This window comes from Mycobacterium sp. NPDC003449 (genome assembly GCF_053588415.1).
Genome location: NZ_JBSFPX010000029.1, coordinates 35,163 through 48,848, shown reverse-complemented (window position 1 = coordinate 48,848; position 13,686 = coordinate 35,163). Strand labels below are relative to the sequence as shown.

The following is a 13,686-nucleotide window of genomic DNA, read 5'->3' as shown; positions in this document are numbered from 1 at the left end:
GCCGCCAACTGCCGCGGCGATGTCGCTTGCGGTGCAGCAGAGTTGCGTATCGTCGTGTTCATAGCCGTCACTCGTCCATCGTCATTTCGGTGTTGATGTCCATCTCGGGTAAGGCAGCTTCTTCGAGGTTCCAATGCTCGAGGATGCGGTTGTAGATCCCATCTTCGACCAGCTTGAGCAGTGCGGCCCGTAAGGCATCTCGGAACTGCGGATTGTTCTTGCTAATACCGATTCCGAGGATGCTCGTGTTGGATCGGTACACCATCTTGTAGCGATCGGGATACTTCTCCACGTTGTAGATCACCTGGGGGGCGTCTCCCCAGAACCCGTCGGCCTCACCGCTCTGGACGGACAGCAGTCCGGCGTTCGGTTCGCCGTATCCGTTGATGGTCAGCGTTGGTCGCCCTTGTGCCGCGCACTTGGCTGCTGCGGCTTCCAGGCTTCCCTGTTGCGAGGATCCACGGGTGTAGCCGATGCTGTATCCGCAGAGGTCGTCCGCTTTCAGTTCATCTCGTTCGAAGTCCGGGCCCGTGATGATGGCGGTGCCGTTCCTCAGATAGTCGATGAAGTCGACGTAGGTTTGACGTTCGACGAAGTCTGCGATCGAGGCGATGGCATCAAATCGGCCCGCCTGCAGGCCCGGTATGAAGCCGTCGAAGGGCCCTTCTTGAAAAATGGCTTCCGTACCCAGTATTCGACCGGCGGCGCGCAGGAGGTCGGGATTGAGACCGGAGATGACGCCATCACTGTTGACGTACTTGATCGGTTCGAGATTGGCGTTGATCGAGACCACGAAACTGCCCTTGTTCTTGATCGCGTCCGGCAGCATGGCCGCGGTGGTGTCGTCCTTGGAAACGCTCTCGACGATCTCCTGGCTTATTGCGTCTCGATCGTCGTCGCTGGTGAGAGATGGGTTGGCGCATGCGCCCAACAGAACGAGGCTGGTTGCGCCGGCCATACAGGCATGTAGTGCTCGGGTGATTTTCATGTCAGTGGCCTTTCGGGTGGGCCTGATGGGGACGGTTCAAATCGGGGAGCTGGGGCTGTCGGTTTCCGTCTCCGAGTACTCGATGTAGAAGTCGACGGTCCCGGGCCGTAGGTAATACGCAGCGGATTCCGCGATCTGACCGTTGGGTCGCCACATGTACCTGCGGCGACGCAAGATGGCCACACCCGGCTCGATATCCAACAGTTCGGCGTACCGTTTCTGGAGCAGAACGGGATCGAAATACATACGCGACCGCGAGATTGCGATCGCGTGGTCGGTGAAGTATCCACGAATCTTCAGATCGTCGAGATCACCATCGAGCAGATGCGGAGCCAACGAAAAGGGCACGGCCGAAACCTCGATGACAAACGGAGCGTCGTTGTCGTCGACTCGTTTGCGGACAAGTTGGATTACAGGAGCTTCATCGTTGATGCCCGGTACATCGACTTCGGCCTTGCCCGCCGTGATCACCGCAGCGGATACCACTACCAGGCGGCCGGGTACGCCCGCCGCGTCCTGTCGTGGATCAACCGAACGTAGCAGGTTCATCTGGGGCGCACCCTGGGCTACGTGCGTTCCCCGACCCCGGTGGCGGACGACATGTCCAGAACTCGCGAGTTCGTTCACGGCTTTCTGAACGGTCGCCCGGCTCACGCCGTACTCCTTCTGGAGCTCCACTTCAGCAGGGAGTCGTGTACCCGGCTTGAGCTCACCGGAACGAATTCGCGCTTCGATTTCTGAGCGGATCGTCTGATACTGGGGCACGGACACATGATAGACCTTACATTTCATCAAATGACCGGTCAATATCTCACACCAGTGTTTTTGGGCTGATCTCCATGGCGGTGGCGGGGCCTGGCCGGACAGTTGGGCGTCGGGCGGTCGAGTGAGAGTGAACGCCGACATTGATCTGGGCCGAATTCGGCTACGCCTCAACAGAAATTCAGGTGGTGTCAACGGTGACGATGCCTAAAACACCATCTGCGGGTAGAGGCTAATGGGTTGACGAATCCTACGAAGGGACACTGAAATACTATGCACCCCAGCACAACACGGCATTCCGATCACGCCCGAGCCGCAATCGCCCTGGCGGTCGCGGTCTCGGTGTCCGCCATCTTGATGTCGTGCGGGGACGCGCCAACAGACGCGGCCGAGGGCGGTGGGGTCGGGACGGACACGAGTAAGGGCCCGCTGGTCTTCGCGCACCGCGGTTCGTCGAAATATGCGCCAGAGGAGACGATCGCGGCTTTCCAGCGCGCCATCGACGATGGCGCCGACACCCTCGAAGGCGACGTTGCACAAACCAAAGACGGCGAGTTGGTCATCATCCACGATGACACCCTGAGCCGGACCACCAACGTCGAGGAGCGCTTTCCCGACCGAGCCCCGTGGAACGTCCGCGACTTCACCCTCGCAGAGATCAAGCAGCTCGACGCGGGTTCCTGGTTCGACCCTGCCTACGCCGCGGAGAAGATCCCGACGCTGCGCGAGTGGATCGGCTTTACCGACCGGCGCGTCGGGCTCTATCCCGAGATCAAGAATCCGGAGCTGTATCCGGGTATCGTCGCCAACGTTGCCGACGAACTGCGCGCGCTGGGCTATACCGATGAGGGCAGGGCCGGCAACGGTGCGCCGGCGATCTGGATGCAGTCGGCCAAACCGGCACCCATGCAGGAGTTCCACAAGCTGCTGCCCGACGTCCCGGTAGCGGCGTTCGGTGCCAACGGCGTCACCTACACCTGGGTTACTGCCAACGACCGCGAACTCGACGAGGTGGCGCACTGGGCCGGCGGAACATTGTGTCACCCCGGTCTTTCCACACCCGCCCAGGTCAGCCGAATCCAGAACGCCGGGATCAAATGCGTTTCAGAGGTGTCCGACGGCCCCAACCTGATCGACATGGCGGTCAAGCAGGGGATGGCTGTGGTCCTCACCAACACCCCCGACGTGGCCAAGGCCGTCATCGCGGGCAATGACCCGCTGCCCAACCGAAACGGCGTCGTCGTCGACAGTGTCGTGTACAACCCCGAGGGCGCCGACATCGCGCTCGACGCCGGCGAATATGTCGTGTTGCGCAACACCAGCACCCGCCCGATCGACATCAGCGCGTACACCCTGCGCGAGTACGGTAACGCCGTACTGCATACGGGTGACGGTGCCGTCATCGAGCCAGGGAGTTACTACAAGATCTATGTGGGACCCGGCACGGACACCGCCACCAGCCACTTCAACGGCCGCACCGCTGAGGTGCTCAACAACACCCTCGCCGACCACATCTACCTCTATAACGACGACAAGCGCGTCGAGGACATCTACTCATACTTCGCCTCCTGACCATCACCAACCCGCATCAGTCTTCCGATCCTCGGCTACGGAGACATCAGCCCTCTCGCACAGATCCAGGCGAGGTGTCGGTCACCAAGGCGAAAATACGCCCGCCACAACCGGTCACAATGCGCGCCGACGGATTGAAGAATCACATCTTCAGCGGGAGTGCCATTGCTGTACGGCTCCTGCCGGTCGATGCTGCAACCGAGCGTGCGCTCGCCAACTTCCGGCGACAGATGCAGGACTGCCTGCATATGTCGCTCGAAGAGTTCGACGGGTACGTCTTTCATTCGACTCTGGGGTATCGGCTTGTCGAGGCCACTGCCGACGAACACGACGACCTCCATCAGCTGCGGGCAGACATCCTCGCACCGTTCACCGGCGCGGCCGCAACAGTGAGGCTTGATCCCGTAGCCATGGCCATTTTCGATGACATGCTGGCGTTCCCACAGCTCAAGGTCTTATGACGTCGGGGCTCCGTGTAGTTGCCACCGACCTTGCCGAGGTCTCGTCAAACGATCGTCAGGAGCTCAAGGGCCAACGCCGGATGGGTGACCAGCGCGTCAATGTAGCCGGCCTCGATGGCGATTCGTACTGCCTGCGTTTTCGCCGTGCCGTACGCGATGCCGACCACCTCCGGCACGTCGTGCAGTTGTTTCGGACGGATGGTGATCATGCGTTCGGTGAGGTCGGTCGTAACGGGCTGGCCGTCTCGATCCAGAAGAACGCCGGCGATGTCGACAAGGACCCCGTCGGCACGCAGCTGCTCGCGTTCGTCCCGTCCGAAGGCGTCGTGCACGGTGGACAGTCCTGGTTGCCAGGATCCGATCCCGGCAACGGCGACCGTGACCTGGGGGATCAGTGCCAACGCGCGCGCCACGTCTGGTTGTTGGCGCAGCGTTCGCGCGGTGGTCGCGTTCGGGAGGATCATCGGGGCGTAGAAGTATGCTGCGGGCCCGCATGCGATCGATGCGACGTTGCGGACGAGCTCGATGGAGCTGTCCTGGACGGGTCCCCGGATCGAGCCTGACAGTGCGCCGGAGAGTTGCACGACTGAGCAGGGCGGAAGGCCGGTGAGCGCGCCACTCATCGCGCTGACGGATCGTGCCCATGCCAGGCCAAGTGTGTCATCCTGCGTGAGAACGTCTCTGAGTAGGTCGGCGCATCCTCCCCCGAGTGATTCCCGGAGCGCGGTTACGTTCGTCTCGTCGGCGACGTCCAAGACCACAGCGTGCCGTAGACCGTAGGCCTCTTGTAGACGGTCGGAGAGGTTGATGTTGAGCTGTCCGGTTTGCCGGATCTCGATGCGGACGAGCCCGGTCGCGCGCGCCTCATCGAGTAGCCGGGCGACTTTGAACCGGCTGAGATGCATCTCCTTGCCGATCTCGCTCTTCGACTTTCCGTCCAGGAAGTACCGCCGCGCCACGGCCGCCATCTGGACCAGTCTCACGGGTCCGGCAGCCTGAGCTTCGCCCATTGTTCACCTTCTCTGCACATCTGAGCATCAGCAGCTCGATTTGGAAGCAATTGTTGACGACTGTGCTGGCCGATGCAACGCTCCATGCGTAATACGAGTGCGACACTGCTCATTTGAGCAGAAGGGATGGCGGATGCATGATCGCTCCTCACCGTTCGATTCCTGCCGCCGCAACGCACACAGTCGTTCCGCCACGGCCACGGGGATCGACGCGGGGACGGCGTGAATGGGGCGTATTCCTCGCCTTCGCGCTGCCGAACATCGCAGTTATCGTCGTGTTTGGGCTCTACCCGGCCGCGTACAACGCAGTCCTGTCCTTTATGGACTGGGACTTGATCGGACCCACGCCGAAGTTCGCCGGTCTCGACAATTACGTGTGGATCTTCACCTCGTCTGAATTCGCCAACATCCTGCGCGTCACGGCGATCTTCACCGTTTGTGTTGTGGGAACCACGATGACGCTGGGGTTATTGCTCGCGCAACTGCTCAATCAGCGGCTGGTCGGCCGAAATATGGTCCGGACAGCAGCATTTGCGCCACACGTCCTCTCCGGCGCGGCGGTCGCGATGATCTGGGCGTTCATCTTTGACCCCGGATTCGGGCTTGCCCGAGCGGCATTCGAAGTCCTTGGTGCGAAAGCTCCGCCGTGGCTGACGAGTTCGAGCCACGCCCTGATCGCGCTGATCATCGTCTATGTCTGGAAAGGCATTGGGTTCTGTGCGATCGTCTACCTTGCGGCGCTGCAAAACTTGCCGCGAGACCTCTACGAGGCGGCCACTATTGACGGCGCCGGCCCGCTCCGCCAGTTCTGGGACTTGACGCTTCCGATGTTGTCGCCGACGACGTTTTTTCTCCTTGTCGTTTCGATCATCGATACCACCCAGGCATTCGACGTCATCGCCGTGTTGACCGGCGGTGGCCCCGGGACAGCGACGACAACCCTGAGCTGGTTCATCTACGAGGAGGGGTTGCAGAACTTCAACGTCGGGCGCGCGGCTGCTGGAGCGATGGTTCTCTTCGTCGCATTGCTCGTCCTCACCGGCCTCCAACGGCGCTTCATCGAGGCGAAGGTGCACTACCAGTGACCAAAGTCAAGTCGCGTGGAAGCCGGACAGATCCGTTGCGGCGCCGACTCCCGCTCTACGCGATGCTCGCCGTTGCAGCCGCGCTGTTCCTCATCCCGATGTATTGGCTGTTCTCCTCAGCCCTCAAGGATGAATCGGAGATCTACCAGTACCCACTGCAACTCGTTCCGAGTTCGCTGCGCTGGCAGAACTTCGGCGACGCTTGGAACGCCGCGCCGTTCGACCACTTTCTCATCAACTCCGCGATCACGACAGTGATCGGCGCCGCCGCGAAGCTCGCCATGGCCTGCACGACCGCATACGCGTTCGCCTTTGTGCGGTTTCCGCTCAAGAACGTGTTGTTTCTGCTTCTGCTGGCGGCGATGATGATCCCGGGCAACGTCACCCTCATCGTCAACTACCTCACCGTCAGCGAACTGGGTTGGCTCAACACCTATGCAGGGCTTATCGTGCCCGGCATCGGCTCGGTCTTCGGAACGTTCCTGCTGAGGCAGCACATGCTCACTATTCCGCGTGAGATCCTGGAAGCAGCCGAGGTCGACGGCGCCGGTCACTGGCGACGGCTCGTCGAAATCGTGTTGCCGATGTCACGTTCCGGCGTCATCACGGTCGGCCTGCTCTCGATCATCGACGAGTGGAACTCATTCATCTGGCCGCTCATCGTCACCAACACCGCCTCGATGCGAACGCTGCCGATCGGCTTGTTCTTTCTGCGCAACGAAGAAGGCGTCAACAACTGGGGGCCGATCATGGCCGGAACGGTTTTCGTGTTGCTTCCGATGCTCATCCTGTTCCTGTTCGCACAGCGGTTCATCGTCAGCGGGCTCACCCACGGGGCGATCAAGGGTTGATCGCCCATCCCTCCATAACGTCGAATCCTCCAAGGAGACCGGCCATGTCCATCGCTTCATTCCCGAAGTTGTCGCGCCGATCGTTTCTCGCCGCCACGGGCCTGGCCGGGGCAGGCCTCGCACTCGGCGCATGCGGCGGCGGCTCGGCCGGAGACTTCACCCAACCCCCCGGCGACATCCCGAAGGAGTTTGCGAACCGCCAACGGATCGTGGTGTGGTCACCATTCAACGAGCCGCAAATCAGTCGCACACTCGACACGCTCACCGCAAGCTTCAACTCCTCACAGGACCAGATCTATGCCGACGTTCAGTTCCAGGGCAGGTACCCGGACACGATGACCAAGGTGGTCGCCGGGATCCGAGCTCGCCAGACCCCGGATATCGCGATTCTCGCCAAAGAGGCATGGGGATCGCTCTACCTCAGTGACGCGATCACACCGCTGGACGACTTCTACGATGACGACTTCCCACTCAGCGGCTACAGCGAGGCCTTCCTGGCCGAGGGGCAAGTCCGGGGGAGGACCTACTGGGTGCCGTTTGCCCGAAGCGCGCCCCTGTTTTACTACAACCGAAACTTGTTCGCCAAGGCAGGCTTGCCCGACCGTGGACCGCAAACGTGGTCCGAGCTACGGGAGTGGGGCCGCAGGTTCCGGTCGAAGTTCCCCGCCTCCGGGCACGTACGGATGTATGGCTACTCGGCGCAGGACCTGGACTGGCAATTTCAGGGGATACTCTGGAATTTCGGCGCGGCAGAAGCGAACGGACTCGATGTCGTGATCGACTCGGACAGGGCGATCGCAGCTGGAGAATTCACCCGTGCGACGGTATTCGACGATGGCTCCGCGCGCCTGGCCAAGGACATCGTCGCCGAATTCCAGAATGGCACCATCGCCTCGGCCGCCATGTCGACGGCGTCGCTGCGCGGGCTGCTCGACCTCGTCGACTTCGATCTGTCGGCCGCCTTCATGCCATCTGAGGTGACGCCTGCGATTGCAACGGGCGGAGGCGGTTTCGTAATGCTCAGTGGCGTACCGCAGGAGCGTAAACAATCCGCGATGGAGTACGTCAAGTTCCTCGCGCGGCCCGCCCAGGCGGCGGCATGGAGCACCGGAACCGGCTACATCCCCGCGACCATCGCCGCGGAGAACGATCCCGCGTACCGCGCTGCCGTCGACAAGAACCCGCTTTTCGCGCTGGCCGCCAAGCAGCTGGTCTACGCGCGAGAGACCGACACGTTACGGGCCTGGGTACCCGATGTGGGACGCGATGTCTGGAACACCCTCGAGATCGTATGGGGTGACAACCAAAAGCCGGCGGATCTCTTCCCGCCACTCGCGGATCAACTTCGACGGCACGCCGACAACTTCCGTGACGACTATGAGGAAAAGGTCGCTGTCTGATGTCGTTGCGGCCCGCTGTTATTCACGATCCTGGTATGCCTTTCGCCGTCATCGGCCACCGCGGCACGCCTGCTGTCGTCCCCGAAAACACACTGACCAGCTTTCGGAGAGCCGAAGCCGACGGCGCCGACGCCATCGAGCTGGACGTGCGCAGCACCAGAGACGGAACCACCATCGTCATGCACGATCCGGACATCTCGCGAACGACAACCGGGCACGGCGCGGTGGCCGACCTGGAGGCAGCGTCTTTGCGTGGCATTGCCGGGGCTGACGGGCTACCGCCACCCACGCTCGCCGCCGCCCTCGATTCCGTGACGGTCCCGGTGCAGGTCGAGATCAAAGATCCGCGTTCTGCCCCGACTGTTGTCGACGAGATCCGCCGCCGACCTGACCGAGAAAGGTTCACGCTGAGCAGTTTTGATTCGGCCGTACTGCGAAAGATCAAGGAATCCTTCCCGCAGGGCCGACTCGGACTGATCTCAGATCGGTTGGACGACGCGGTGATCGCGACTGCCGTTGGTCTCGGTGCCGGCGCCGTCTACGCCGGTATTCAAGCGACTTCGCGGACAGCGGTTACCGCGGCCCAGGACGCGGGTATACAGGTCTACGTGTGGCTCGTCAACGACGCCGTCAGCCTCGAACGAGCGATCGCACTCGGCGTTGCGGGTGTCACTTCTGACAATCCCGGCGCGATTGTGAGGATGTTGGGCAGGGGATGATCGCAGGACCCTCGCTGTACGACGGACTAGAACGGGCCAACTTTGATGAGTTCGGCGATCGTCGCGAGGATGAATACGGTGATCAACAACATGATCACGAGCGGGTAAGAGAATTTGAACCACTTCCCGAACGGCACGCGAGCCAGGCCCAATGCCGCCATCAGGATGGGGTAGCTGGGCAAGATCAAGTTGGTTATGCCGTCGCCGAACTGGTATGCGAATACCGCTGTCTGACGCTGGATGTCGAGCAGGTCGGCCAGCGGAGCCATGATGGGCATCGTCACCACAGCCATGGCGGAAGCTGCGGGAATGACGAGGTTGATCAGGCTTTGGACAAAGACCATGGTTCCGGGAACCAGGAAGACCGGGAGAGCCGACAGTGGCTGGACAAGGCCGTTGATGATGCTGTCGAGGACGTTTCCCGACTCGAGGATGACCTGGATGCTGCGCGCGAAGCCAACCAGCAGAGCTGGGTACACCAATGCTCGTGCGCCTTCTACGAAGCTGTCGGCGACATCTCCTGGCCGCATCCAGGCGACGATGCCGATCGCCACTGTGACGAAGAGAAAGTAGCCCGTCAGCTCTTTGAGAGCGAAGTCGAACTTCAGCATGGCGAAGATCATGAAGCTGATCGAAACGAGGAAAGTAATCAGGACGCGCTTGTGCATCGCTGTCATCACCACGTCATGTGGATCGTCATGCATTTCGACGTCGGTGAAGTCGATGTGCGCGACGAGGCTCTGCGTCGGATCCTTCTTGATCTTCGAGGCGTACCGCAGTAGGTAGGCGGCGGCGATCGCGAAGATGATCGCGGCCGAGATGAGGCGGAACCAGTACCCGGAGTAGATCGGTAGGCCGGAGATCTCCTGGGCGATTGCGACATTGAAGGGCCCTGTGATGGATCCGGCATAGCCGAGGGCGGTGGCCAGAACGACCACGGCGACAGCGACCACGGCGTCGTAGCCGAGTGCGATCGCCATCATGACGATGAACGGCACAAAGATAATCGCCTGCTCGCCAAACCCGAACGTTGCTGAGCAGATGAAGAAGATGCCGAAAACAATAATGAACGACCATTTTTCGAACCTTGTACCTTGGAAGAACGTGACCACACGGGCGATGAGTGCGGTGATCGCACCGGTGTGGCTGATCAGGCCGAAACAGCCGCCGACTATCAGGATGAAAAAGATGATCGTTCCGGCGTCGGCCAATCCTTCTTGGATCAGGCCCCATACCTGCCAAGGGCCGACGGGCGTCCCGTCGACACTGTGGAATGTCCCGGGAACTACCGTCTCGACGTCCGTATCCGGATTCATGACTCGGTCGTAGGCGCCGGCGGGGATCAAGTAGGTAGCCAGCGCAGCGAAGAAGATAAGTCCCGCGACGACCACGTAGGCATTGATGTCGCCTTTGACTTTGGTTGGTAGGGCGCTGCGGACCGTAGGTTGCAGTTCCTCTGTGCTCATTGGGCTGTGCTCCGATTCGGATGGCAGGTTCAGGGTTTGCGGTGTTGGTCCTGATGACGTCGGTTCGTGCTAGGTGGCACGAGTGACAAGTTCTTCGCGTCTCGCGAGGCGCCAGACGTGCGCCTCATCGACGACAACGCCCAACCCGCAGCGATCGGGGAGATGTACGACTCCATCGCGGACGAAGGAGGAGAAGTCGGTTGGGTCGTCGGCCAGCCGCAAGGTGGACATGAAGGCGTGTCCCACCTCGACGAGTCCGTCGATAGTTGCCGCGTGCTGCAATGACGCTGCTTGTGTGATGCCGAATTCGAGCATCGAGTTCATGTAGCAACGGATGCCGAACGCCTTGGCCACCGAGGCGATTCGTTGGGCTCTGAGGGGGCCGCCGTTCTTGCTGCTCTTGATGCTGAACACCGACGCCGCACCGGACTTCGCAGTGCTCCCGGCCTGTTCGATGTCGATGACCGATTCGTCTGCCGAGAGTGGGAGGTCGGTGCTTCTCGCGAGCAGTGCCATGCCCTGCAGATCGGACTTCTCGAGCGGTTGCTCGAGGAATGCGAGGGGTAAATGCTCGACACCACGAATGAACTCCAATGCCTGATCCCGTGACCAGCCTTGGTTCGCGTCCGGGATGAAAGTGAGTTCCTCGCCGTATCGTTCGTAGAGCCGCTGGACCCGGTGGATCTCGTTGTCGGGCGGGGCGGATCCCATTTTGAGCATGTAGGTGCTGTATCCCTGCGCGACGCGGTCATCGATCGTCTCGATGTCGTCGTCTGCGGTTCCGTTACCCAGCGGCCACAGAACTGGGAGCGCAGTGCGGATTGCCCCGCCGAGCAGAGAGGCTGCCGGCACCCCCAGTCGCTTTCCGAGGATGTCGACGAGCGCCATGCTCACGGCCCCCTTGGCGCTCAGCTGTCTAGGAACAAGGCGATCGAGCTCGGCGTCGATCAATCCGGGATGTGGATGGGGAGCGGCCAACACGTGCGGCAGCAAAGATTCTTTCAGGATCTGGACGGCCTCGGCGGTGGATTCACCCGACCAAGCTCGGCTCGGGTCTGCCTCGCCCCATCCTTCGACTCCATCCGCGTCGGTGAGTTTGATCAGCACTGCGCGCGTGGAGGTGAAGGTCCCGTGCGCCATCTTGTACGGCGTCAAGAACCGGGCCTCGATCTCAAAGATCTCGGCCGTACCGATCGTCGCCATCGGATGCTCCTATCCTGCGCTCCGCACAGACGTGCGAACTCGTTGTCGAAGTACGTCGGGTAGGGATCGCCAGGATTCGCAAGACCAGCGTGGATCCATGGCGTCACACCTCGCTGTTGGTGGCGTAATACTGTCAGACAGCTTGACTGTATGTCAACGGTCACAATGGGCCGCGAATGAGAGCCCGGCATTCTCGGCGACCGACGGCCTTGTATGCCGTCAGTCTGTCTGACAGACTGACGGGGTGGTGCTGTCAGACAGTGTGACGAGCGCAGCGGCTATCAACTTCCGCAGCCAGATGTCGCATGACGTGCCTGCTCGTGACTGCTCGTGCTTCGCCCAAGGAGAAGAAGATGACTGATCAACAGACGTTCGCGATACTCGGGATGGGCAACGGCGGCCATGCCTTCGCGGCCTATCTGGGCCTGCGGGGGCAGAGAGTCCAGGTATGGGACGTCGACTCGGCACGAATCGATGAACTCCGTCAGATCGGGTCGGTAACGGCGCGAGGATCCGCGTTGACGGGGTCGGCGACTCTCGACGTCGTCTCTTCCGATCTCGAGGAGGCGGTCGCGGGCGCTGGCGTCATCTTGGTCGTGATTCCGACGATGTTCCACGCCTCGGTCGCTGAGCAGATGGCCGCACATGTGAAGGATGACCAGCTGGTCATCCTGAATCCGGGAGCGACCGGCGGCGCGCTGGAAGTTCGTGGCATCCTTCGTCGCGCCGGCGCGGGGTCGATCACGGTCGGTGAAACCAACAACATGCTGTTCACTTGCCGCAGCGCGCGACCCGGCACTGTACTGGTCCACGCGATCAAGGACCGCGTGGACTTCGCATGCCTGCCTGCGTCTGCCACCACAGCTGCCATCGCCACGCTCTCGCCGGTCCTGCCGCAGTTTCACGCCGTGCGGAACGTACTGCTCACCAGCCTGGCCAACATCAACGCGATGGTCCACCCGCTCCCCACCTTGCTGAACGCGGCGAGGTGCGACACGGCCGCGCCGTTCGACTACTACCACGAGGGGATCACCCCAGCTGTCGCGTCGTTGATCGAACGCCTCGACAAAGAGCGTCTGGAGATCGCCGACGCATACGGGGTCGAGGTCCAGACATTGCCCGAGTGGTACACCGACAGCTACGGCCGCCAGGTCGAAACTCTCTACGACGCAGTCCATAACAATGTCGCGTACACAGATATCGCCGGTCCTACCACGTTGCAGACGCGCTATCTCCTTGAAGACGTGGCCACCGGCCTGGTGCCACTATCGGAACTGGGCCGGGCGGCAGGCGTCACCACCCCGCTCATCGACGCCGCGATCGATCTCGCGTCATCGCTGATCGACGTGAATTTCCGCGAGCGGGGTCGTACGTTGGCTCGACTCGACCTCGAGCGGCTCAGCGTGCCTGAGATCGCCGCGGCAGTGGCCTGATGCGCCCAGGATGCAGGCCGAATCGACGAACTCGCAATGCCCAGCCCACCAGTCCTGGAGTCATCGATCGACCGCGCAGTCCGGGGCCGGTCCAGAACGGCAGGTCAGCCCGTGAGCGCGGAAATCACCATCCGCTCCGATTCGAACAGCCGCTCCTCGAGTTGGTATCGCGCATCGTTGACGCGACGCGCCGTGATCAGCGCACACAAGTCGCGGTTGGCTCGAATCATCTTCTGCCACTCGCTATCGCTGGCGATTCCGATCGAGGCCAGCCGCAGTCGAGTCAGCAGTTGGGTTTCGAGCGTCGACAGGTCGGGAGAATCCAGCAGGTCAACTATCGACTCGTGCATCCTGAAGTCTGTTCTCACCTGGTCGGTCAGGTCGTCGGAGTCCACAGCCTTTTCGATGCTGTCGATCACTTCCCAGAATGCGTCGAGCCGCTCCTGCGGGGCATGCGCGACAGCCTCGATCCCGGCGAGCTCCAGCACGCGCCTGGCCCGGTACGCACTCGCCACATCCTCCGCGGACAAGCTCGTCACGCGAAGTACACGGTTGGTGTTGCTTCGGCTCAGCAGGCCTTCCGCCTCCAGTCCGGCCAGCGCCTGGCGAATCGTCGGTCGCGAGACACCCATGGCGTTGGCCATCGCGTCCTCGGTCACCGGCTGCCCAGGCACCAACTCGTGGCGAATGATCTGTGATCGCAGCTCGGCGATGACTTGCTCCGAAACGGTCACGC

13 protein-coding genes are annotated in these 13,686 nt (G+C 61.7%); 7 read left to right on the top strand and 6 right to left on the bottom strand.

Annotated features, from left to right (window positions below; all coding sequences use genetic code 11):
• Positions 1–67 precede the first annotated feature (67 nt).
• Positions 68–988 carry a transporter substrate-binding domain-containing protein gene (locus tag ACWDTP_RS10965; protein ID WP_450019437.1) on the bottom strand — a complete coding sequence of 307 codons (921 nt, stop codon included), beginning with the start codon at positions 986–988 and terminating at the stop codon, positions 68–70.
• A gap of 36 nt (positions 989–1,024) precedes the next feature.
• On the bottom strand, positions 1,025–1,753 hold the full coding sequence (locus ACWDTP_RS10960) for a GntR family transcriptional regulator (RefSeq protein ID WP_450019435.1): 729 nt from the start codon (positions 1,751–1,753) through the stop codon (positions 1,025–1,027).
• A gap of 270 nt (positions 1,754–2,023) precedes the next feature.
• On the opposite strand from ACWDTP_RS10960, the gene ACWDTP_RS10955 reads away from it, so the two are divergent.
• Both ACWDTP_RS10955 and ACWDTP_RS10950 read left to right on the top strand, forming a co-directional pair.
• Entirely contained in the window at positions 2,024–3,322 is a 1,299-nt protein-coding gene (locus tag ACWDTP_RS10955) for a glycerophosphodiester phosphodiesterase family protein (RefSeq protein ID WP_450019433.1), read from the top strand.
• Positions 3,323–3,396: 74 nt separating this feature from the next.
• Positions 3,397–3,783, top strand: a complete 387-nt coding sequence (locus ACWDTP_RS10950) for a hypothetical protein (RefSeq protein ID WP_450019431.1) — start codon at positions 3,397–3,399, stop codon at positions 3,781–3,783.
• A 44-nt stretch (positions 3,784–3,827) separates the two neighbouring features.
• Here the strand turns inward: ACWDTP_RS10950 and ACWDTP_RS10945 are convergent, their stop codons facing one another.
• Positions 3,828–4,751 (bottom strand): sugar-binding transcriptional regulator, encoded by a 924-nt coding sequence (locus ACWDTP_RS10945; protein ID WP_450019429.1) that lies wholly within the window; start codon positions 4,749–4,751, stop codon positions 3,828–3,830.
• 179 nt (positions 4,752–4,930) lie between these two features.
• On the opposite strand from ACWDTP_RS10945, the gene ACWDTP_RS10940 reads away from it, so the two are divergent.
• Genes ACWDTP_RS10940 through ACWDTP_RS10925 form a run of 4 tightly spaced genes read left to right on the top strand, consistent with a single transcriptional unit; the run spans position 4,931 to position 8,848 of the window.
• Positions 4,931–5,878, top strand: a complete 948-nt coding sequence (locus tag ACWDTP_RS10940) for a carbohydrate ABC transporter permease (protein WP_450019427.1) — start codon at positions 4,931–4,933, stop codon at positions 5,876–5,878.
• On the top strand, positions 5,875–6,729 hold the full coding sequence (locus ACWDTP_RS10935) for a carbohydrate ABC transporter permease (protein ID WP_450019425.1): 855 nt from the start codon (positions 5,875–5,877) through the stop codon (positions 6,727–6,729). Before ACWDTP_RS10940 ends, ACWDTP_RS10935 begins: the two co-directional genes overlap by 4 nt.
• Positions 6,730–6,773: 44 nt before the next feature.
• Positions 6,774–8,129: an ABC transporter substrate-binding protein gene (locus ACWDTP_RS10930; RefSeq protein WP_450019423.1), complete on the top strand. Its 1,356-nt coding sequence runs from the start codon at positions 6,774–6,776 to the stop codon at positions 8,127–8,129.
• Positions 8,130–8,164: 35 nt separating this feature from the next.
• Positions 8,165–8,848: a glycerophosphodiester phosphodiesterase gene (locus ACWDTP_RS10925; RefSeq protein WP_450019421.1), complete on the top strand. Its 684-nt coding sequence runs from the start codon at positions 8,165–8,167 to the stop codon at positions 8,846–8,848.
• A 26-nt stretch (positions 8,849–8,874) separates the two neighbouring features.
• Here the strand turns inward: ACWDTP_RS10925 and ACWDTP_RS10920 are convergent, their stop codons facing one another.
• Both ACWDTP_RS10920 and ACWDTP_RS10915 read right to left on the bottom strand, forming a co-directional pair.
• A complete protein-coding gene (locus ACWDTP_RS10920) occupies positions 8,875–10,314 on the bottom strand; it encodes a YfcC family protein (RefSeq protein ID WP_450019419.1) in 1,440 nt (479 codons plus the stop codon).
• Positions 10,315–10,383: 69 nt separating this feature from the next.
• A complete protein-coding gene (locus tag ACWDTP_RS10915; protein ID WP_450019417.1) occupies positions 10,384–11,517 on the bottom strand; it encodes an enolase C-terminal domain-like protein in 1,134 nt (377 codons plus the stop codon).
• Positions 11,518–11,870: 353 nt separating this feature from the next.
• Here ACWDTP_RS10915 and ACWDTP_RS10910 point away from each other — a divergent pair, with 353 nt between their 5' ends.
• A complete protein-coding gene (locus tag ACWDTP_RS10910; protein WP_450019415.1) occupies positions 11,871–12,950 on the top strand; it encodes an NAD/NADP octopine/nopaline dehydrogenase family protein in 1,080 nt (359 codons plus the stop codon).
• Between the two features lie 104 nt (positions 12,951–13,054).
• On the opposite strand, the gene ACWDTP_RS10905 is transcribed toward ACWDTP_RS10910, so the two are convergent.
• The gene (locus ACWDTP_RS10905) at positions 13,055–13,684 is read right to left on the bottom strand and encodes a GntR family transcriptional regulator (protein ID WP_450019413.1); all 630 of its coding nucleotides are present in this window, start codon (positions 13,682–13,684) and stop codon (positions 13,055–13,057) included.
• Positions 13,685–13,686: the final 2 nt, after the last annotated feature.

What these genes read in the sequence shown, in the direction of transcription:
- ACWDTP_RS10965 (WP_450019437.1), bottom strand. Translation starts at nt 988, where the DNA reads ATGAAAATCACCCGAGCACTACATGCCTGTATGGCCGGCGCAACCAGC.
- ACWDTP_RS10955 (WP_450019433.1), top strand. Translation starts at nt 2,024, where the DNA reads ATGCACCCCAGCACAACACGGCATTCCGATCACGCCCGAGCCGCAATC.
- ACWDTP_RS10945 (WP_450019429.1), bottom strand. Translation starts at nt 4,751, where the DNA reads ATGGCGGCCGTGGCGCGGCGGTACTTCCTGGACGGAAAGTCGAAGAGC.
- ACWDTP_RS10940 (WP_450019427.1), top strand. Translation starts at nt 4,931, where the DNA reads ATGATCGCTCCTCACCGTTCGATTCCTGCCGCCGCAACGCACACAGTC.
- ACWDTP_RS10930 (WP_450019423.1), top strand. Translation starts at nt 6,774, where the DNA reads ATGTCCATCGCTTCATTCCCGAAGTTGTCGCGCCGATCGTTTCTCGCC.
- ACWDTP_RS10925 (WP_450019421.1), top strand. Translation starts at nt 8,165, where the DNA reads ATGCCTTTCGCCGTCATCGGCCACCGCGGCACGCCTGCTGTCGTCCCC.
- ACWDTP_RS10920 (WP_450019419.1), bottom strand. Translation starts at nt 10,314, where the DNA reads ATGAGCACAGAGGAACTGCAACCTACGGTCCGCAGCGCCCTACCAACC.
- ACWDTP_RS10915 (WP_450019417.1), bottom strand. Translation starts at nt 11,517, where the DNA reads ATGGCGACGATCGGTACGGCCGAGATCTTTGAGATCGAGGCCCGGTTC.
- ACWDTP_RS10910 (WP_450019415.1), top strand. Translation starts at nt 11,871, where the DNA reads ATGACTGATCAACAGACGTTCGCGATACTCGGGATGGGCAACGGCGGC.